The organism is Pigmentiphaga litoralis (genome assembly GCF_048632615.1).
Taxonomy (GTDB): domain Bacteria; phylum Pseudomonadota; class Gammaproteobacteria; order Burkholderiales; family Burkholderiaceae_B; genus Pigmentiphaga; species Pigmentiphaga litoralis_B.
The window spans coordinates 4,207,182-4,227,558 of record NZ_CP184479.1; the positions used below are offsets into that span (position 1 = coordinate 4,207,182).

The window sequence follows — 20,377 nt, forward strand, 5'->3', positions numbered from 1 at the left end:
TGACAATGCCGGGCAAGGAGATCGTGCCGCACCGAACCGCACGGTCTCCGCCGCCTACCCACATTCAGGATTTGCCATGCCCCACCTTCACGCCCTTGGTTTCCCCGTATCGGCGTTCGCCGCGAACTCAAGCACGTTCTGGAACGTTACTGGGCGGGTACCGCCACGCGCGATGAACTCGATGCCACCGGCCGCGCGTTGCGCGCCCGTCACTGGGCAGTGCAGGCCGACGCCGGGCTCACCCTGGTTCCGGTGGGGGACTTTGCCTGGTATGACCACGTACTGGAATGGACCTGCACCCTGGGCGCGGTGCCGGCACGCTTTGAACAGCCGGCGGACCAGCCGGTCGAACTGGACACGTTGTTCCGCATGGCGCGTGGCCGGGCACCGAGCGGCAATCCCGCCGCCGCCTGCGAAATGACCAAGTGGTTCGATACCAATTACCACTATCTTGTGCCGGAAATCTGGCCCGGCCAGACGTTCCGGATCGCCCGCGACAGTCTGTTCGAGCAGGTTGCCGAAGCGCGTGCACTGGGGGTGAACGCCAAACCGGTCATCCCGGGTCCGTTGACCTGGCTGTGGCTGGCCAAGGGCGATGCCTACGACGGTGCCGATGACAGTGCAAAGCTGGATCTGCTGACCGGGCTCTTGCCCGTTTATGTGGCGGTATTGAAGCGGCTGGCGGAGCAGGGGGCGGAGTGGGTACAGATCGACGACCCCATTCTGGTGCTGGACCTGCCGCAAGCATGGCGCGATGCGTTCGCGTCGGTGTATGCCACGCTCAAGGCTGCGCCGGTCAAGCTGCTGCTCGCCACGTATTTCGGCGGCCTGGACGACAACCTTGATACCGCCCTGGCATTGCCGGTGGCAGGCTTGCATGTCGACCTGGTGCGCGCGCCCGACCAGCTTGCTCCGGTCGCGGCCGCCTTGCGTGCCGATCAGGTGCTGTCCGCGGGGATCATTGATGGCCGCAATATCTGGCGCGCGGATCTGGACGCGGCGCGGGATCGCCTGGCTCCCGTGGCGGACGCGTTGGGCGATCGCCTGTGGCTGGCCCCGTCCTGCTCGCTGCTCCATGTGCCGGTGGATCTGGCGGCCGAACATCAACTGGACGACGAACTGCGCAGCTGGCTCAGCTTCGCCCACCAAAAGCTGGAAGAACTGGCGCTGCTGGGCCACGCGCTCGGCCATGCGCCCGACAACGCGCCCGGCCAAGCGCTCGACCACGCGCCCGGCCAAGCGCTCGACCAAGCGCCCGACCAAGCGCCCGACCAAGCGCCCGACCATGCGCCCGGCCAGCCAGCCACGCCATCCCAGCAAACATCCCGGCAACCCCCGCGGCGGCCGCCCATGCCGCCGCCTGGGCCGCCCAACGCGCCGCCTGCCAGGCCCGGGCATCCTCCCCGCGCATCCATAACCGCGCGCTGCAGGCTCGGTTAGCCGATGCGCTCGCCGTCGACCGCGCCCGTGCGCCGTTCCAGGACCGCATTGCTTCCCAACAGGCGTGGCTCAAGCTCCCCGCCTTCCCGACCACGACCATCGGTTCCTTTCCGCAAACAAAGGACATCCGTGGCCTGCGCCGCGACTGGAAGGAGGGCGCGATCGGCGACGCGGCCTATGAAGCGGCCATCCGCAAGGAAATCGCCGGCAGCATCGCTTTCCAGGAACGTGTCGGCCTGGACGTCCTGGTGCATGGCGAAGCCGAGCGCAACGACATGGTCGAGTACTTTGGCGAACTGCTGGCCGGCTTTGCCTTCACCCAGAACGGCTGGGTACAGAGCTATGGATCGCGCTGCGTCAAACCGCCAGTCATCTTCGGCGATGTGTCCCGCCCGGCGGCCATGACCGTGGGCTGGACCACCTACGCGCAGTCCCTGACAGACAAACCCGTAAAAGGCATGTTGACCGGCCCGGTCACCATCCTGCAATGGTCTTTCGTGCGAGACGACCAGCCGCGCAGGCAGACCTGCGAACAGCTGGCCCTGGCCTTGCGCGACGAAGTGCTGGACCTGGAAAAGGCCGGCATCCGGGTGATCCAGATCGACGAACCGGCCTTCCGCGAAGGCCTGCCGCTGCGCCGCTCGCAATGGGCGCAGTATCTGCACTGGGCGGTCGACTGCTTCCGCCTGAGCACGGCGGGCGTCGGTGATGCCACGCAGATCCACACGCACATGTGCTATTCCGAGTTCAACGACATCATCGAGGCGATCGCGGCCATGGATGCCGACGTGATCACGATTGAAACCTCGCGTTCGAACATGGAGCTGCTCAAGGCCTTCGAGGATTTCAGCTATCCGAACGATATCGGCCCCGGGGTGTACGACATACACTCGCCCAACGTGCCGGAGGTGGACTGGATGGTTCAGCTCATGGAAAAGGCGGCAACGCGCCTTCCGCGCGAGCGTCTATGGGTAAACCCTGACTGCGGATTGAAGACGCGCGGTTGGCCGGAAACCGAAGCTGCACTGGCGAAAATGGTCGATGCAGCGCGGTTTTTGCGGTCCGCCGCCTGACCCACTGCCCGTCCCGGGCGTGCGCTATACTTCACGGGTTTTGTTGCTCCGGCACCGCCACCAGGGTTCTCCCTGTGGTCAGCGCGTACGGTCGGCAACCAACCGGGTAGTTGTAACGCATGCCTTTATTTGCTGAATCTGCAGTCTCGAACGTCCGAACGCTCCTGCTCCATTTGCGCGCAGGAGCGTTTGCGTATGCGCCCGAAGTGTGAGCGCCGTGACCGGTATGTCGTTCCGGCCACGCCTGACCGGCGAGTCATTCCATGCTTTACCTAGTACCTGCATCGGGCATCCGCGCGTGCGCAGTCGGCACGACGCTCTGCCCGTCATCCTTTCAACCGATCATTCAACGTCTCCCTGACAGCGAAGGCTCCGCATGAAAATCCACGAGTATCAGGGCAAAGAGCTTCTGAAGAAATTTGGCGTCACCGTTCCGCGCGGCATCCCCGTGTTCACGGTCGACGAAGCCGTCACCGCGGCCGAACAACTGGGTGGCCCCGTGTGGGTCGTGAAGGCCCAGATCCACGCCGGTGGGCGTGGCAAGGGCGGCGGCGTCAAGCTCGCGCGCTCCCTTGATGAAGTGCGCAAGATCTCTGGCGAGATCATGGGCATGCAACTGGTCACGCACCAGACCGGTCCTGCAGGTCAGAAGGTCAAGCGCCTGATGATCGAAGAAGGCGCCGACATCAAGCAGGAACTGTATGTCAGCGTCGTGACCGACCGCGCTTCGCAGCGCGTCTGCGTGATGGCCTCCAGCGAAGGCGGCATGGACATCGAAGAAGTGGCCCACGCCACTCCCGAGAAGATCCTGAAAGTCTTCGTCGATCCCGCAACCGGCCTGACCGATGCCGACGCCGCCAAGCTGGCCCGCGACATCGGCGTGCCCGAAGGCTCGATCGACAAGGCGGTCACCCAGTTCAAGGGTCTGTACAAGACCTACGTCGAAACCGACGCCGACCTGGCCGAAATCAACCCGCTGATCGTGACCGGCAACGGCGACGTGATCGCGCTGGACGCCAAGTTCAACTTCGATTCGAACTCGCTGTTCCGCCACCCTGAAGTCGTGGCCTACCGCGACCTGGACGAAGAAGACCCCGCTGAAGTCGAAGCCAGCAAGTTCGACCTCGCCTACATCCAGCTCGATGGCAACATCGGCTGCCTGGTGAACGGCGCCGGACTGGCCATGGCCACGATGGACACCATCAAGCTGTTCGGCGGCGAGCCGGCCAACTTCCTCGACGTCGGCGGTGGCGCCACGGCCGAGAAGGTGACCGAAGCGTTCAAGATCATGCTCAAGAACCCGGAACTGAAGGCCATTCTGGTCAACATCTTCGGCGGCATCATGCGTTGCGACGTCATCGCCGAAGGCGTGATCGCCGCATGCAAGGCCGTGAGCCTGAGCGTGCCGCTGGTGGTTCGCATGAAGGGCACCAACGAGGAACTCGGCAAGAAGATGCTGGCCGATTCCGGCCTGCCCATCATCAGCGCCGACACGATGGCCGAAGCGGCCACCGCTGTCGTAGCCGCCGCCAAGTAACCGCCGCGCTCTTAGGACACAAGGACTTTTCATGTCGATTCTGATCAACAAAGATACCAAGGTCATCACGCAAGGGATTACCGGCAAGACCGGTCAATTCCACACGCGTATGTGCCGCGAATACGCCAACGGACGCAACGCGTTCGTGGCGGGCGTGAACCCCAAGAAAGCCGGCGAAGACTTCGAAGGCATTCCGATTTTCGCCAACGCCACCGAAGCGAAGGCCGCCACCGGCGCCAACGTGTCGGTGATCTACGTGCCGCCGGCAGGCGCAGCCGCCGCGATCTGGGAAGCCGTCGAGGCCGATCTGGATCTGGTCATCTGCATCACCGAAGGCATTCCGGTGCGTGACATGCTGGAAGTGCGCAATCGCATGCGCGCCGAAAACAAGCGCACGCTGCTGCTCGGACCCAACTGCCCGGGCCTGATCACGCCGGACGAAATCAAGATCGGCATCATGCCGGGTCACATCCACCGCAAGGGCCGCATCGGCATCGTCAGCCGCTCCGGCACGCTGACGTACGAAGCGGTTGCGCAAGTGACCGAACTGGGCCTGGGTCAATCCAGCGCGGTCGGTATCGGTGGCGACCCGATCAACGGCCTGAAGCACATCGACGTGCTGCAGATGTTCAACGACGATCCGGAAACGGACGCCGTGATCATGATCGGCGAAATCGGTGGTCCGGACGAAGTCAACGCTGCGCGCTGGGCGAAAGACAACATGAAGAAGCCGGTGGTCGGCTTCATCGCCGGCGTGACCGCGCCCGCGGGCAAGCGCATGGGCCATGCCGGTGCGCTGATCTCGGGCGGTGACGACACCGCACAAGCCAAGCTGGACATCATGGAAGCTTGCGGCATCAAGACGACGAAGAACCCGTCGGAAATGGCCAAGCTGCTGAAGTCCGTCATGTAATACCCGGGTGACGGTGCGCGGTTCGCCGCGCACCCGTCCAAGAGGAGAAAAGAGTGGAATTCGGATCTACAGCGTTTTTTCTGGCATTGCTCCAGATCGTCTGGGTGAACATCCTGTTGTCGGGGGACAACGCGGTGGTCATCGCTCTTGCAGCACGTTCGCTGCCTGAGCATCAACAGAAGAAAGCCATTGTCATTGGCTCTGCGGCTGCGATCGTCATGCGGATCGTGTTGACGCTGGTTGCTGCGCAGTTGCTGCAGCTGCCCTGGTTGAAGCTTATCGGCTCCATCCTGCTGTTGTACGTGGGTATCACTCTGCTGGTACCTGAAGGCGAAGACGACGGAGGTCACGCGGTCAAGGGCACGATGCTCGCTGCGATCCGAACCATCCTTATCGCTGACCTGGTCATGAGCCTGGACAACGTGATTGCGGTGGCTGCCGCGGCAATGGGCAACACCACGTTGCTGATCGCCGGCCTGGCCATCAGCATCCCGTTGGTGATTTTCGGCAGCACGCTGCTGCTCAAGGTGATCGAGCGTTTCCCGCTCATCGTCTGGGCAGGCGCGGCGCTGCTGGGTTTCATCGCTGGCGAACTGTTCGTCAACGACCCGGCGCTGTACCACACCTATACCGACTCGATCGAAGCGTCCATCGGCGTGAGCCATCATGGTGCGGAAATCGCGTGCGGCATCATCGGCGCGATCATCGTGCTTGCCATTGGCAAGTTCCTGAAGTCGCGCCACGAGAAGGGCGCCGCAACGGCGTAATTCTCGGCTTTTCTCTTTATGTAAAAGCCTGATGTAAGTCCTTGCCGGCCTGATGCAGAATATCGGGCCGGCATTTCTTTTCCCAGGATCATGACGCAAGCGTGCGGGCGCAAGCGGCAGGGTCGGGACGAAGAGGCATCGGGTCGCCTGTCCACACCAAAAATGGGGTCCACCCCCACTACCACCTGCTAGGGGATCGCACGTGCTTGAGTTCTTTCAGACGCTCAATTGGAGCTCCGTCTTTCAAATCATCCTCATCGACATCCTGCTCGGTGGGGACAATGCGGTCGTGATCGCGTTGGCTTGTCGCAACCTGCCCCAGAAGACCCGCATGCAGGGCATTCTCTGGGGTACCGCCGGCGCCATTATCTTGCGCGTGATCCTTATCGCGTTCGCGGTGACGATGCTGGGTATTCCGTTCCTGAAGGTCGTGGGCGGTCTGCTGCTGTTCTGGATCGGCATCAAGCTGCTGATTCCTGAAGATGATGCGCACAACGTCGAAGGCGGTTCGACCCTGATGTCGGCCATCAAGACCATCATCATCGCCGACTTCGTGATGAGCCTGGACAACGTGATCGCCATCGCCGCCGCCGCGCAGCGTGCCGACGAAGCCCATCAACTGGGCCTGGTGATCTTCGGTCTGCTGGTCAGCGTGCCGATCATCGTCTGGGGCAGCACGATCGTCCTGAAGCTGATCGACCGTTTCCCCATCGTCATCATCCTGGGCGGCGCGCTGCTCGGCTGGATCGCGGGTGGCATGCTGGTGACCGACGTCGCCACCGAGCGTTACCTGATCGCGCCGACGGCCTTGGCCAACTACCGCACCGAACTGACGTACGCCGCCGAAATCGTGGGCGCGTTGATCGTCGTGGTCGTGGGCCTGGCCATTGCCAAGCGCAAGAAGACGACGGCTACGCCGCACCCGGTCTAAGCAAGCGATGCAGCGACCCTCTCGTTCAAGAGGGTCCCGGATCGACGACAACGCCCCGCCCCGCGGGGCGTTGTCGTATCTGCTGTCGGCTATCATGCGCCTGCGGCAGACTGGTCTGCCAGATCAAGGGTGTGTCATGAAAAAGCTTCAAACGGGTATGTCTCTGATGCAGATGCTGTTGCTGATCGGCGTGATCGGCGCAGTGGTTTCCGTGGCTGCGCATTACCTGCGTTGATAGCCGACGCGCCGCCTGGGCATCACCCCGTGTTGCGCAATCCCGCCGCAATTCCGTTAATCGTCAGGTGGATCCCGCGCTGGGTCCGTTCATCGGGCGCGGCCACGTCCTTCGCCTTGCCGGCCTTGCCCGATCTGCCGCCCGCCGACTTCTTCCCGGCCTTGCCCGCAGCGTCCCGCTGCGCGCTTCGGTAGCGGCGGATCAGTTCGATCTGCAGGTGATTGAGCGGGTCGATGTACGCAATCCGGTCGCGCAGCGATCGCGCCAGCGACGGGTTGTCCGCCAGCAGCTGCCGTTGCCCGGTGATGAGCTTGAGGGCTGCGATCGTGCGTTCCAGCTCGTCCCGCATGGCGCCAAAGATGCGGTTGCGCAGGGCGCGGTCTTCGACCAGCAGCGCATACCGTGACGCGATGGCCAGGTCGGTCTTGGCCAGCACCATCTCCATGTTCGACAACAGCGTCTTGAAGAAAGGCCAGCGCTGCGCCATGTCGCGCAGGTGGCGCAGGCGATCACTGCGTTTGCCTTGGGCGCCCGAGTCCGGACCGCCCCGCAGGTAGGCCTCGATGGCCGATCCCACGCCATACCAGCCCGGCAGCAACAGCCGGCATTGGCCCCATGAAAAACCCCAGGGAATGGCGCGCAGGTCTTCGATGCGGCCGGTGGACTTGCGGGCGGCCGGGCGGGACCCGATGTTCAGCTCCGAAATTTCGGACAGCGGCGTGGCGGCAAAGAAATAGTCCGCGAAGCCCGGGGTCTCGTAGACCAGCGCGCGATAGGTGCGCATGGCGGTGTCCGACAGGAATTGCATGGTCGGACCAAATTCGGCAAACAGCTTGTCTTCGGCCTGCTTGGCCTCGGCCGGGTCGACCAGGCTGGCTTCGAGCGTGGCGGCCGTCAGCAATTCCAGGTGCCAGCGGCCGATGTCGGCATCCTTGTACTTGCTCTGGATCACCTCGCCCTGTTCGGTCAGGCGGATCTGGCCGGCCACGGTTCCTGGCGGCTGGGCCAGGATGGCGTCGAAGCTGGAACCGCCGCCCCGGCCCACGGTGCCGCCACGGCCATGGAACAGGCGCAGGCGCACCTTGCGCTGGCTGAACACCTCTACCAGCGCGCGTTCGGCTTCGTACAGCGACCAATTGGACGTCAGGAAACCGCCGTCCTTGTTGCTGTCGGAATAGCCCAGCATGACTTCCTGCACGCCGTACTGCGCATGTTTGACGCGGGCGCGTACTTCCGGAAGGTCAAGGTAACGCGACATGATGCCGGGGCCATTGACCAGGTCGGGAATGGTTTCGAACAGCGGCACCACGATCAGCCCTTCGCCCACGTCGGGCGGCCGCTTGCCGGTGGGGTCCGCGCCGGGGGCGATCAGGCCGGTTTCCTTCTGCAGCACCAGCACTTCCAGCAGGTCGCTGACGGTCTCGGTGTGCGACACGATGGCATGCTGCATGGCCTGGGGGCCGTAATCCGCGCGTGCCTTGGCGGCCGCGCGGAATATGTTCAGTTCCCGCTGGGTCTCTTCGCTGTAGGTCATCCATGGCGACACCAGCGGCCGGGCCTGGGTCAGCTCGTCGCGCAGCAGCTCGACGCGTTCGTCTTCGGTCAGCGACGCATAATCGCCTTGCACGCCAGCCCGCGCGAACAGCTCGGCAAGCGTGCGTTCATGCACGTCGGAACTCTGCCGCAGGTCGATCGTGGCCAGGTGGAAGCCGAATACCGATACCGCCTGGCGGAGCGCGGCCAGACGCAGGCGGGCGATCGGCGCAGCATGGTGTTCGACCAGCGAATCGGCGATCACGGTCAGGTCGGCCGCCAGTTCATCCGGGCTGCCGTAGGGTTCGGCAGGCGGCGCGGCGCGGCGGGCCAGGTCGCGGCCCGTGAGTTTTTGCCGGTCGCGCCTATCCGGGCATAAATGCCGACCAGGGCGCGGCGATAGGGCTCGTCGGCTCGATGGCTGGAGGTGTCGCCGCTGTGCTCCGCCAGTTCCAGCAGGGCTTCCGACGCGGGGGTCAGCAGCGTCGTCATGGACAGCTCGGCGCCCAGCGCGTGGGTCTCGTCCAGATAGAACTCGACCGCCGTGGCGGTCTGGCGCAGCAGGGCCAGTTGCAGGGTGTTGGCGTCCACATTGGGATTGCCGTCGCGATCGCCGCCAATCCAGCTGCCCATGGTCAGGAAGGGCGTCATGGGCGGGGGCAGGGGGGCGAACGGGTCGGTGGCTTCGCGGCCCAGCAGCCGCGACAGGTGCGCGTAGATCTGCGGGATCACCGTCAGGAAGGTGCTGCGGTAGTAGGACAGCGCGTTCTCGATCTCATCCGCCACGGTCAGCTTGGTATAGCGCAGCATGCGGGTCTGCCACAGCGTGTCGATCCGGCCAAGCAGTTCCAGCGACTTCTCGTAGGCCTCATCGGGCGTGTGGGGCGTGTCACGATCCTGCAGCAGCCGCGCGATTTCGCGGTGCACGTCCAGCGTGCTCTTGCGCTGCACCTCGGTCGGGTGCGCCGTCAGGACAGGCGACATGACCGCCTGGTGCAGGGCCTGCCGGATCTTGGCGGGCGTGACGCCGCGCGATTTGAGTCCCGCCACCGCATCGCGCAGCGTGCCCCGCGTAGGGGTATCGCTTTCCAGCCACTGCGCGCGCCGTTGCCGGTTCTGGTCGCGGTCTTCGGCAATATTGGCCAGATGCAGGAAGTAGCTGAAGGCGCGCACCACGGAATTGGTGTCGTCCGGCGACAGCTGCTTGAGCCGCTTTTCGAGTGCTTTCCCATCGCCCTCGTCGCCATCGCGGCGAAACTTCACGGCGTTGCGGCGGACGGTCTCGATCGTGTCGAAGACATGTTCGCCTTCGCTGGCGCGAATCACGTCGCCGAGCAGGCGGCCAAGCAGGCGAATATCGTTGCGGAAAGGAAGGTCGGGGGCGGCGCTGGCAGTCGTCATCAGGTCTTGGCTTCTGGTTATGGTTGGAAGGCGTTGACAGGAAAGCGGGTGCGGCTCGAATCGGGGAAGCGACTCCTTGGTAGTGTCACGGACTAAGCTTACCGCGCCTGGGCTACGGCGCGAGTGAACGCGGCGTGACCGCGATGTCTCTTATAATCACCGACCCCCGCCTTCACGCCTTCAAGAGAATCCACCTTGACCCATGACCGTTTGATCATCGCCACGCGCGAAAGCCGCCTGGCCCTCTGGCAGGCGGAACATGTGCAGGCAAAACTGCGGGCGCTTTATCCGCAGATGTCGGTCGAGCTGCTGGGCATGACCACGCGCGGCGACCAGATCCTGGATCGCACGCTGTCCAAGGTGGGCGGCAAGGGCCTGTTCGTGAAGGAACTGGAAAACGCCTTGATGGATGGCCGCGCCGATTTGGCCGTGCATTCGCTCAAAGACGTGCCGGTGGACATGGCCGACGGGTTCCACCTGAGCACGATCCTGTCGCGCGAAGACCCCCGCGATGCGCTGGTGTCGAACACGTACGCGAACCTGGCCGAGATGCCTCCGGGCGCGGTGGTCGGTACGTCCAGCCTGCGCCGCGAATCGCAGATCCGCGCGCGCTTTCCGCAACTGAACGTGCAGCCCTTGCGTGGCAACCTCGATACTCGACTGGCCAAGCTGGACCGTGGCAATTACGACGCGATCGTGCTGGCGGCCGCGGGCCTGAGCCGGCTCGGCCTGGGCGCGCGCATCCGCTGCCTGCTCGAACCCGAGGACAGCCTGCCGTCGGCCGGGCAGGGCGCGCTGGGCATCGAGATCCGCGCCGATCGCAGCGACCTGCAGGCCCTGTTTGCACCGTTGTCCGACACCGCCGCCACGGCGGAAGCCATTGCCGAACGCGCCGTGTCGCGTGCGCTGGGCGGATCCTGCCAGGTGCCGCTGGCCGCCTTTGCTCAGGCGGATCTGGAGGGCGGTTTGTCGTTGCGCGCTCTGGTGGCCTTGCCTGACGGATCACGGGTGATCCGCGTCGCGCGCACCGGGCGCATGGACAATGCCGAGGCCCTGGGCCAGGCGGTGGCGGACGAACTGCTGGCCGGTGGCGCCGCAGAGATCCTGGCTGTGCTCACCGCGCCGGGCGCCCCGGATCCTCATGGCGAGTGATAGGCGGGAGACCGCTGCGGCGCAAGCCGTGGTCCTGACCCGTCCGGCCGGCCAGAACGCTGCACTGGCGGCCCGGCTGCGCAACGCGGGGCACGACGTGCTTGAACTGCCCTCCTTGCAACTGACCCCGCTGCCCATCCCCGCGCCGGACGCCGCCGCGTTCGACCTGGTGGTATTTGTCAGCGGCAACGCGGTGCGCTTCTATCTGGACACGCGCCGGGAGGCTTCGGGGGCATGGCTTCCCTGGCCGTCGAACGTCACGGCGGCCACCGTGGGGCCGTCCAGCAGCGCGGCGCTGCGCGCCCATCCGGCGTTTGGCGATGCGCCTTGTGTGATCCAGCCGTCCTCCGATGCCGTCACCTACGATTCCGAATCCTTGTGGACCGAATTGGCGACGCGGGCTCCCATGCCGTCGACCGCACTGATCGTCCGGGGCGGCAGCGGTCCGGAAGGCCGGGGCCGGGACTGGCTCGCTGGCCGCCTGCGGGAAGCGGGCGTTGCCGTCACCATCCACAGCGCCTATCGGCGCGAGCCCGCGCCATGGAGCAACGACGCCGTCGCCGCCCTTCGGACCTGGGCCGCGGCAGGCCGTGCCGCGGCGGTGCTGGTCACCAGCAAAGAGGGCGCCGATGCCCTTCACGCCGCGGCGCGACAAGCTGGCCTCCTGGATTGGTTTACGGGATGTCGTCTGATAGCAACGCATCCGCGCATCGCCCGCCATGTGGCAAACGCCCTCTCCAGCACTGCCTTGGGCACCCACGGCGCTGGCGCTCGAGAACCCTTGTTACAAATCACATCGCCACGCGATGATGACATCTTTGCCGCGATAGAATCGACGCCATGACTGCACCCGAGAATGACATTCGCCCGCCGACCGCCGCCGCGCCCGACTCGCGCCCGGCGTCCGACCGACCTGCCGGCCGTCCGCCCAAGCGCCGTGGCCAGGCATTTCCGTGGGTGACCACCGGTCTGGTGCTTGCCCTGATCGTCATCCTGGTGCTTGCCGCCGCGCTCTGGCGCCAGCAGCGCCTGGTCGAAGCCATCGGCCGCGAATCCGCCACACGTTATTCGCAGATCGACGCCACCGCGCGGGATGCCCAGGCGCGTGCCCGCCAGTCGCTGTCCACCAGCCAGGGCAATGCCGACAAGCTGGCCGTCCTGGAATCCAAGATCCTGGAATCGCAAAGCCAGCAGGCCGCGCTGGAACAGCTCTACCAGGAACTGTCGCGCGGCGAGGATGAATGGACCCTGATCGAGGTCGAGCAGGCCTTGTCGATCGCGTCGCAGCAGTTGCAACTGGCCGGGAACGTGCCCAACTCCATCGCTGCCCTGCAGGTGGCCGATGCTCGTCTGGCCCGCGCCGATCGTCCTCAATTCACGCCCGTGCGCCGCGCGATTGCGCAAGACCTGGAACGCCTGCGTGCCTTGCCGTCGGTCGACGTGTCGGGTCTCGTCGTGAAGATCGACCAGCTGGTCACCCTGTTCGACAAGCTCCCGTTGCTGGCCAGCGTGGAGCCGGCTCGCCGTCGCGGCAACGTGCAAGCGCCCGTCGAGTCCACGCCGGCCGTGGCCCCGGCGGACGATGGACGCTGGTGGAATGACTGGCTGGCCTGGTGGCCGTCGCTGCGCGATGGCTTCCTGAACGACACCCGCGACCTGATCCGTATCCAGCGCGTGGACCGGCCCGATGCCTTGCTGGTGTCGCCGGAACAAGGCGCGCTGCTGCGCGAAAACCTGAAGCTGCGTCTGCTCAATGCCCGCCAGGCACTGCTGTCGCGGCAGGAACATGCGTGGGACGCCGACCTGGCCGCCATCTCGGCCGCCATTCCGGTCTACTTCGATGTCGAGGCGCCCGCCACCCGCAGCGCTCAGGCCCTCCTGACGCAGATCAAGGACACCGAGATCTCGATCCAGCTTCCCGGCATCAATGACAGCCTGGCCGCCGTGCGGTCGGTCCTGCCTCGCAGCGCGGTGCCCGCCGCGCGCCAGAGGTAAGCCATGCGTTCCTGGATCTGGACACTGCTTCTATTGGTCGCCGCGGTCGGCCTGGCGGTAGGCGTGCGCTACCACTCAGGCAACGTTGCGCTGCTGCTTCCCCCGTATCGCGTGGAACTGTCGGCCAGCCTGGCCGCCTTGCTGCTGCTGATCACCTTCATTGCCTTGCACGTTGCATTGCGCACGGTGGCCTGGACACTGGGCCTGCCGACGCGGGTGCGCGAATGGCGCGAACGCCGCGCCCTGGCGCAGCAACAGCAACTGCTGGAACGCGGCTGGATCGGCCTGCTGGAAGGCCGCTACGCCCGGGCCGAAGCGGACATGGGCAACGTGGCCGACCAGACCGACGTTGCGTCACGCAAAGTGCTGGCCTTACTGTCGGCGGCCCGCGCCGCGCATGCCATGCAGGAATACGTGCGCCGCGACGCGCTGCTGGTGCGCGCGCGCGACGCCGCCGCGGCCGACCCCGCGCTCAAGCCCGCCACCATGATCGTCGAAGCCGACATGCTGCTCGATCAGCACCGTCCGGCCGATGCGCTGGCGCTACTGTCCCAGCTTCACGAAAACGGTCCGCGCCACATGCATTCCTTGCGGCTCGAACTGCGCGCGCATCGGGACCTCGGCCATTGGGCCGACGTGCTCAAGCTGGCGCGCATGCTGTCCAAGCGCAATGCCCTGCATCCGGCCGCCAGCGCGCGCATGATCGCCACGGCCGCGGCGGGCCTGTTGACCTCGTCCGACATCGTCACGCGCCGCGCCATCTGGAAAGACCTGAAGGCCGACGAACGCACGCTGCCCGAAGTGGCCCTGGCCGCCGCGGCCGTCTTCGACGCCGATGGTGAAGAAGCCCGCACCCGCAAGGTGCTCGAAGACGCCATCGAAGCCGACTTCGCACCCGCCTTGCTGCAGGCGTATGCCCGGTGCGGCGGCGACGAGATCCGACCCCGCCTGGAAACGGCCGAACGCTGGCTGCAAAGCCGCCCGAACGATCCGGACCTGCTGCAGGCGCTGGGCGCCTTGTGCCTGTGCGGCCGCTTGTGGGGTCCGGCGCAGCGTTACCTGGAGCGCAGCCTGGCCGCGCGCAGCGACCCCCGCACCCATGCGCTGCTGGCCAGCCTGTTCGACCGCACGAATCGCGCCTCGGACGCGGTGCGCCACTGGCGCCTGGCCACCGAGGCAGTGGTAGGCTTGCCGGTGCTCAAGGCCGCTGCCGACACGGTGCTGTTCGATCCGGTGCTGGCGCCCCAGTTCGAAAGCGAAGAGACTGTCGCGCCCGATCGCGCCGCGGGGTTGTGATGGCCCGTTCCTGATTCTGGATTTCCGTTTTCCCGCTTTCCTTTCAATTTTTCCTTTACCTCTCACTCTCGCAGGCTGTTATGAACCTCGATCGCGTCGGTCCCGGCGACAATGCACCGGATGAAGTCAATGTGATTATCGAGATCCCGATGAACGCGGATCCGATCAAGTACGAAATCGACAAGGCCACCGGCGCCTTGTATGTCGACCGTTTCATGATGACGGCGATGCACTACCCCTGCAATTACGGCTACATCCCCAACACCCTGTCCGACGATGGCGATCCCGTCGATGTGCTGGTCATCACGCCGCATCCGGTAACGGTCGGCGCCGTGGTGCGCTGCCGCCTGCTCGGCGTGCTGCAGATGGACGATGAAGCCGGCGGCGACGCCAAGCTGCTGGCCGTGCCGATCGACAAGGTCCTGCCGATCTATCGTCACTGGCAGAAGCCGGAAGACCTGCAACCCGAACACCTGATGCGCATCCAGCACTTCTTCGAGCACTACAAGGATCTCGAGAAGGGCAAGTGGGTCAAGGTCAAGGGCTGGGAAGGTCCGGACGCGGCCAAGGCCGAAGTGACCAGCGGCATCGCGGCGTTCAAGAACGCCAAGGCTGGCTGATTCTTCGCACTGCCCGCAAACCAAAAAAGGCGCCTCGGCGCCTTTTTTGTTGATCCACGAACGTCAACGCACGGCCTTCACCACCGCATCAAAGAAGTCGATGTTGTTGACCACGCCCGCGCCCGTGGGCTTGGACTGCGCGCCCCAGGTGACGATGACGACTTTTTCCTTCTGGTTGATGTAGATGTTCTGCCCGAAAATGCCCGTGGCATAGAAGGCCTTGTCGATGGCCGACTGGCCCGTGGTCGGGACCCACCACATGTAGCCGTAGAAGGGCAGGGGCGTGCCGCCAACCAGGGTCTTGGGGCTGCCGGCTTCGGCGACCCAGGTCGGCGGAACCACCTGCACGCCCTGTGCGCGGCCATCGTTCATGATAAAGAGACCGAAGCGGCCGTAGTCCCGCAAGGTGGCGCTGATGCCGCTGCCGCCGATCTCGACGCCATCTGGCGAATCGAGCCACCAGTTGGCTTCGGCTTCCATGCCGACCTTGGTCCAGATCTTTTCCGACAGGTATTGCGCCAGTGGCTTCTTGACCGCGCCGCGCAACAGTTCGCCCGCGATCTGCGTTTCGCCGGTGCTGTAGTTGTTGACCGTGCCCGGCGCGGCGGCGCGGGGCAGCTTGGCCATCAGGTCCAGGGCCGATCCCGGCTTCTGGCTGATCTGCGCTTCGAGCAGCGCGCGCCGGTCGGACGCCGGGTTGGTGTAGGTCTCGTCCCACTTCACGCCCGATGCCATCATCAGCACGTCGCGCACCGTCACGCCGTCGTAGGCGCTGCCGGCCAGGCGGGGCACGTATTTGACGACCTGATCGTTCAGGCTGCCGATCAAGCCGTCCTGGATCGCCGCGCCGATCAGGGTTGAAGTGATCGACTTCGCCACCGACATCGACATCCATCGGGTCTTTTCGGTGTTGCCGTACAGATAGGCCTCGTGCGCGATCTCGCCGTTCTTCAATACCAGCAGGCCGGACACGCGATTCAAGGCCAGATAGTCGACCAGGTCATAGGCTTTGCCGCCCGATGTGAACTGGACGGCTGTCAGCTGTTTGGCTGCCTTGGGCATGGCCAGCGGCGTGGAGGATGGGGTGATGGACCGGGTCGGGAACAGCCGGTCGATGTTGCGGAAAGTATTGACTGACAGGTCGGGGGTCAACGCGCCGTCGTACACCTGCCGCACGGTGCCGATGGGTTCCTGCGCGTGCGGATACGCGGCGGGGGTGGCGGTGCCGTTGTCGTCATCGCCGCCGCCGCCACAGGCCGCGAGGGTGGTCAGCGCGGCAAGCGCCACGGCGCGTGACAGCGCCGCCCCCGAAAGCCGGCGCGGCCGGACGCGGTCGGGGATCGATCGGGTGGACCTGGCGGATGGCGTGTACGCGGCGGGCGGATGCAATGGCGTGAACGACGGCACGCAAGATGGTGCTTGAACGGGTGGGTGGGTCATGTCTGTCTCCTCGACCTGGTGTGGCAGGCCGTTGCTCCGGACGCGCGTGGCTGGCCGCGTCGAAGAACGTCCTGCATCGTCAACCCGGTGCGGAGAATTGTTATGTGTGCACCAAGGTGCGTACCGCCCGGGTAGCCGAGGTATAGCACCAACCGCCCCGACGCGCCCGTGGAGATTGCTCAACCATGGGCATGCTCGCCATGCCCACGGCTTATTGCTGAGTGCGCGCGGCAGGCGGTTCGCGGCGGATTTCGCGGGGCAGCGTGAAGCGGACGGTGGCGCCCTGGCCGGGCTCGCCATAGGCGCTGATCTTGCCACCGTGCCGCTCGATGATGCGGCGGCAATGGGCCAGGCCCACGCCGGTGCCTTCGAAGTCTCGATTCGAATGCAGGCGTGTGAACATCTGGAACAGCTTGTCGACGTTGTTCATGTCGAAGCCGGCGCCGTTGTCGCGCACGCAGACCGCCGTCATATGCTCGAATTCTTCGGACCAGATTTCGATGATGCTCATGGGCTTGTGGCGCGTGAACTTGAGCGCGTTGCCGATCAGGTTGACCATGACCATACGGATCAATTGCGGGTCGGCATACACGCGGGGCAGGGCCTCGATGCGCCACACCAGATTGCGGGAATGCAGGTCGGCCGACAGTTCGGACCGGATCTCTTCGACCATCACGCCCAGCGGCCAGACGGATTGCACGATACCGGCGCGGCCCAGGCGCGACAGCTCCAGCAGCGCGTCGATGGTGCGGTTCATGCGTTCGGCCGTGGCGTGCAGCGCGGTCAGCATCGGCTTGACGTTGCCGTCGGGCTGCTCCAGCTTGCGCAGCATGATGTCGGCCGCCGACATCACCTGCCGGGCGGGCGCGCGCAAGTCATGGCTGACGGAGGTGGTAAAGGCTTCGAGTTCGGCCGTGCGCTCGGCCACCCGCAGCTCCAGCGTTTCGTTCAATTGCCGGACCTTTTCTTCGGTCAGGCGGCGCTCGGTCACGTCGACACAGAACAGCTCGACCAGCTGCTTGCCATCCCGCGTGACGCTGATCGCCGCAAGTTCGACGTCGCGCACCTGCGAGTTCAGAGCGACCAGACGGTGGTGCCGGAATTCGGCAAAGCCTGGGGCATCGGCCAGCATGGCGATGCGATCCCGCACGGCGGCGCGGTCCGCCTCGATGATGAATTCCGAGAACGGCCGGCCCACCGCGCGTCCGGACCATTCGGCCGACAGCATCATCAAGGCCGCCGGGTTGGCGTACGAGATCAGGCCATCCACCTGCGTCAGGATCGCAATCGGCGCATGGTCCACCACCGCGCTGTACATGGTTTCGCGTTCGGCCAGCGCGCGTTCCATGCGCAAGCTGTCGGTGCGGTCCAGCATCAGCACCAGCGAGTCGAAGCGGCCATCTTCCCCTGGCGTGGTGGGCGCCACGAACACGTCGAATTCCCGCGTCGTGCCATCGGGCAACGTAAAGCTGAAGCTGTAGGTGCCGGGCTTGCCACGCGCGGCGGTGGCGAAGTGCGGCGCGGCCAGCATCGACGCGCGGCGCGGCCACAGGTCCGTCATGGAATGGGCCAGGCATTCGGGCAGCGTCTTGCCCAGCAAGGACAGATAGGGATCGTTGGCGTAGCGCAGCACGGCGTCGGCGTCGTACAAGGCGACAGCCACCGGCAGGCCGCCGAACATCAGATGCAGTTCCTGCGCCTGGTCCAGCATGATGCGACGGTCACGTTCCTTTTCCGCGTTCGACAGGGCGGCGGCAATGCGACGTTCGATGGTCTGTTGCACGCTCAGATGCAGCAGCACCACGGCCAGCAGCGCCGTAATGGAAAACGTCATGCCCAGCGGCGGCTCGCGGATCGCCCACAAGGCCGGCAGCGGGTTGACCACCGCCCGCCAGATTTCGATGAAAAAGGCGGTCAGGACGGCCACGAGGCAGACAGGGACCGACTCGCGCAGCCGGAACATCAGTCCGGCCACGATCAGCACGGCAAGCCAGGGCAGGGCCACATAGGCATGAAGGCCGCCGCTGGTCAGGGTGGCAAGTACCGCCAGCACCGTCACGCCATACACCAGCGTGCGTGCCGCCAGCCGCGCGCGCCGGCGGGCCAGCAGCACGCCCGCGACGATGGCGACCGCGATGGCCCCAATCGCCAGCATGGCCGGCGCCAGCACCCAACTGCCAGGAAGAAGTGGGCTCATCGGGGGTCGTCGGGCGCCTTGCCCGCGCGTGCGCGCAGGTGCTGTTTGACGATGTCGCGCACTTCCTGCGAATGCAGGGCGCGGTGCAAGGCTTCTTCGGTCTCGTCGATCTCGGTCTGGTCCTGCATGACGGCGCGCAGGGTCGATGTCACCACGACCACCAGAACCACCGTAAACGGTAGCGCCATCAGAATGGTCATGGCCTGCACGGCTTCCAGCCCGCCCGCCAGAAGCAATGCAATCGCGATCAGCGCGATCAGGATGCCCCAGACCAGCTTCAGCCTGGCCGATGGATCGCCTTTACCGCCATTGCTGATCACGCCCATCACGAACACGCCCGAGTCGCCCGATGTCACGAAGAACACCACGACCAGCACCGTTGCCACGCCGGACAACAGCGCCTTCATCGGCAGGTAATCGAACAGCATGAACAGGGCCGATGATGGCTCCTTGAGCGCCGCCTGGCCGATGCCTGCATTCTGGAAAATGTCGAAATGCAGCGCGCTGCCGCCAAAGACCGCGAACCAGATAAAGCAGGTCAGCGCCGGCACGAACATGGCGCCGATCAGGAATTCACGGATGGTGCGGCCGCGCGAGATGCGAGCGATGAACAGGCCCACGTAAGGAGCCCATGCGATCCACCAGGCCCAGTAAAAGATCGTCCAGTCGGCAAACCAGCCGCCGCCGGTGAACGGCGTCAGGCGCAGGCTCATACGTACGAATTCGCTGATATAGCCGCCCAAGGACGTCGTCAGGGTGTCCAGAATCGCGGCCGTGGGCCCGACGACGAATACGACCGCAGCCAGGGCAACGGCAATGAGCAGGTTGATGTTGGACAGCAATTTGACGCCGCGGTCGAGGCCGGACAGCGCCGACGTCAGGAATGCGACCGTAGCGACCACGATGATCACGATCTGAGACGGGGCGCCGACCGGCACGCCGAACAGCTGCGCCAGGCCGCTGTTGATCTGCATGGCCCCGAACCCCAGGCTGGTCGCAATGCCGAAGGCGGTCGCCACCAGAGCCAGGATGTCGACGATCACGGTCCACTTGCCGCGCCACCGCTCAGGCAGTCCGCCCAGGGTGGAACTGATCGTCATGGGCGCTTGCCGGCGGAACTGGAAGAAGGCGACGGCCAGGCCGAAGGTGCAGTAGATGGCCCAGGGGTGGAGGCCCCAATGGAAGAAGGTGTAGCGCATGGACGCGTTGGCTGCAGCCGCGGTGATCGGCTCGACGCCGGGCGGAGGCTGCAGGTAGTGCGAGACGGGTTCGGCCACGCCCCAGAACATGAGGCCGATGCCCATGCCGGCGGCAAAGAGCATCGAGAACCACGATTTCCGGTCATACGCGGGCTTTTCATCGTCGCCGCCCAGGCGGATGTTGCCGTAGCGGGAGCAGACGAGAAAGAAGCAGACGAGGACCAGCGCGAAGACGACCCATAGATAGAACCAGCCGAAGCTGCGGGTGCTGAACGCGAGCATGGCGTCCATCGCGCCGCTCATCGAGGTGGGGCTGGCGAGCGCCCAGATGACGAAGAGGCCGACCAGCGCCAGGGAACTCCATAAGGCCACAGTGACTCTCCTGCAGGGGACGGGGGGTGACCGCAGCATGCGCCGGGGACTCCGTCGGTGGACCGGCTTTCGGCGCGGGTCCAGGGTGAGGCGTCTGGCGCGAAACGATTCTTGGATCGTGGAATGCGGGGATTTTACTCGGAACTGTTGTGTTGTTTCCGGGGGTGTCAGGTGGCAGGTGTTTTGAGTTGTTTTCTTGCGTTGACGTGAGTTTTTGCTGAGGTGGGCGGTGGTGTCTTGTTCGGTGATGGGCGGTCTTTTCTGTTCGGCTGTTGG

At 65.2% G+C, this 20,377-nt stretch carries 12 protein-coding genes and 2 pseudogenes; 10 read left to right on the plus strand and 4 right to left on the minus strand.

Annotation, left to right across the window (positions count from 1 at the left end):
- Positions 1 to 69 precede the first annotated feature (69 nt).
- From metE to ACNANG_RS19395, 5 genes and pseudogenes are all read left to right on the plus strand, one after another.
- A pseudogene (gene metE / locus ACNANG_RS19375) lies at positions 70 to 2,513 on the plus strand (5-methyltetrahydropteroyltriglutamate--homocysteine S-methyltransferase).
- A 376-nt stretch (positions 2,514 to 2,889) separates the two neighbouring features.
- The gene (gene sucC / locus ACNANG_RS19380) at positions 2,890 to 4,050 is read left to right on the plus strand and encodes an ADP-forming succinate--CoA ligase subunit beta (RefSeq protein WP_420224373.1); all 1,161 of its coding nucleotides are present in this window, start codon (positions 2,890 to 2,892) and stop codon (positions 4,048 to 4,050) included.
- Between the two features lie 31 nt (positions 4,051 to 4,081).
- Positions 4,082 to 4,963, plus strand: coding sequence for a succinate--CoA ligase subunit alpha (gene sucD / locus ACNANG_RS19385; protein ID WP_420224374.1), 882 nt, complete (start codon positions 4,082 to 4,084; stop codon positions 4,961 to 4,963).
- A gap of 53 nt (positions 4,964 to 5,016) precedes the next feature.
- Positions 5,017 to 5,730: a TerC family protein gene (locus tag ACNANG_RS19390; protein ID WP_420224375.1), complete on the plus strand. Its 714-nt coding sequence runs from the start codon at positions 5,017 to 5,019 to the stop codon at positions 5,728 to 5,730.
- 202 nt (positions 5,731 to 5,932) lie between these two features.
- Complete coding sequence (locus ACNANG_RS19395) at positions 5,933 to 6,661, plus strand: TerC family protein (RefSeq protein ID WP_420224376.1); 729 nt, start codon at positions 5,933 to 5,935, stop codon at positions 6,659 to 6,661.
- Between the two features lie 257 nt (positions 6,662 to 6,918).
- On the opposite strand, the pseudogene ppc reads toward ACNANG_RS19395, so the two are convergent.
- A pseudogene (gene ppc / locus ACNANG_RS19400) lies at positions 6,919 to 9,830 on the minus strand (phosphoenolpyruvate carboxylase).
- A gap of 195 nt (positions 9,831 to 10,025) precedes the next feature.
- On the opposite strand from ppc, the gene hemC reads away from it, so the two are divergent.
- From hemC to ppa, 5 genes are all read left to right on the plus strand, one after another.
- The gene (gene hemC, locus ACNANG_RS19405; RefSeq protein WP_420224377.1) at positions 10,026 to 10,982 is read left to right on the plus strand and encodes a hydroxymethylbilane synthase; all 957 of its coding nucleotides are present in this window, start codon (positions 10,026 to 10,028) and stop codon (positions 10,980 to 10,982) included.
- 28 nt (positions 10,983 to 11,010) lie between these two features.
- Entirely contained in the window at positions 11,011 to 11,826 is an 816-nt protein-coding gene (locus tag ACNANG_RS19410; protein WP_420224378.1) for a uroporphyrinogen-III synthase, read from the plus strand.
- Complete coding sequence (locus ACNANG_RS19415; RefSeq protein ID WP_420224379.1) at positions 11,823 to 12,977, plus strand: uroporphyrinogen-III C-methyltransferase; 1,155 nt, start codon at positions 11,823 to 11,825, stop codon at positions 12,975 to 12,977. The genes ACNANG_RS19410 and ACNANG_RS19415 overlap by 4 nt, the downstream gene beginning before the upstream one ends.
- 3 nt (positions 12,978 to 12,980) lie before the next feature.
- Positions 12,981 to 14,273: a heme biosynthesis HemY N-terminal domain-containing protein gene (locus ACNANG_RS19420; protein WP_420224380.1), complete on the plus strand. Its 1,293-nt coding sequence runs from the start codon at positions 12,981 to 12,983 to the stop codon at positions 14,271 to 14,273.
- 80 nt (positions 14,274 to 14,353) lie between these two features.
- Entirely contained in the window at positions 14,354 to 14,893 is a 540-nt protein-coding gene (gene ppa / locus ACNANG_RS19425) for an inorganic diphosphatase (protein ID WP_420224381.1), read from the plus strand.
- 63 nt (positions 14,894 to 14,956) lie between these two features.
- Here ppa and ACNANG_RS19430 read toward each other — a convergent pair whose 3' ends face one another.
- The 3 genes from ACNANG_RS19430 to ACNANG_RS19440 all read right to left on the minus strand — a co-directional run bounded on the left by ACNANG_RS19430 (position 14,957) and on the right by ACNANG_RS19440 (position 20,101).
- Positions 14,957 to 16,333 (minus strand): serine hydrolase domain-containing protein, encoded by a 1,377-nt coding sequence (locus tag ACNANG_RS19430; protein ID WP_420224382.1) that lies wholly within the window; start codon positions 16,331 to 16,333, stop codon positions 14,957 to 14,959.
- 211 nt (positions 16,334 to 16,544) lie between these two features.
- A complete protein-coding gene (locus ACNANG_RS19435) occupies positions 16,545 to 18,530 on the minus strand; it encodes a sensor histidine kinase (protein ID WP_420224383.1) in 1,986 nt (661 codons plus the stop codon).
- The gene (locus ACNANG_RS19440; protein WP_420224384.1) at positions 18,527 to 20,101 is read right to left on the minus strand and encodes a BCCT family transporter; all 1,575 of its coding nucleotides are present in this window, start codon (positions 20,099 to 20,101) and stop codon (positions 18,527 to 18,529) included. Before ACNANG_RS19440 ends, ACNANG_RS19435 begins: the two co-directional genes overlap by 4 nt.
- Positions 20,102 to 20,377 lie beyond the last annotated feature (276 nt).

What these genes read in the sequence shown, in the direction of transcription:
- ACNANG_RS19430 (WP_420224382.1), bottom strand. Translation starts at nt 16,333, where the DNA reads ATGACCCACCCACCCGTTCAAGCACCATCTTGCGTGCCGTCGTTCACG.
- sucC (WP_420224373.1), top strand. Translation starts at nt 2,890, where the DNA reads ATGAAAATCCACGAGTATCAGGGCAAAGAGCTTCTGAAGAAATTTGGC.
- ACNANG_RS19435 (WP_420224383.1), bottom strand. Translation starts at nt 18,530, where the DNA reads ATGAGCCCACTTCTTCCTGGCAGTTGGGTGCTGGCGCCGGCCATGCTG.
- ACNANG_RS19420 (WP_420224380.1), top strand. Translation starts at nt 12,981, where the DNA reads ATGCGTTCCTGGATCTGGACACTGCTTCTATTGGTCGCCGCGGTCGGC.
- sucD (WP_420224374.1), top strand. Translation starts at nt 4,082, where the DNA reads ATGTCGATTCTGATCAACAAAGATACCAAGGTCATCACGCAAGGGATT.
- ppa (WP_420224381.1), top strand. Translation starts at nt 14,354, where the DNA reads ATGAACCTCGATCGCGTCGGTCCCGGCGACAATGCACCGGATGAAGTC.
- ACNANG_RS19415 (WP_420224379.1), top strand. Translation starts at nt 11,823, where the DNA reads ATGACTGCACCCGAGAATGACATTCGCCCGCCGACCGCCGCCGCGCCC.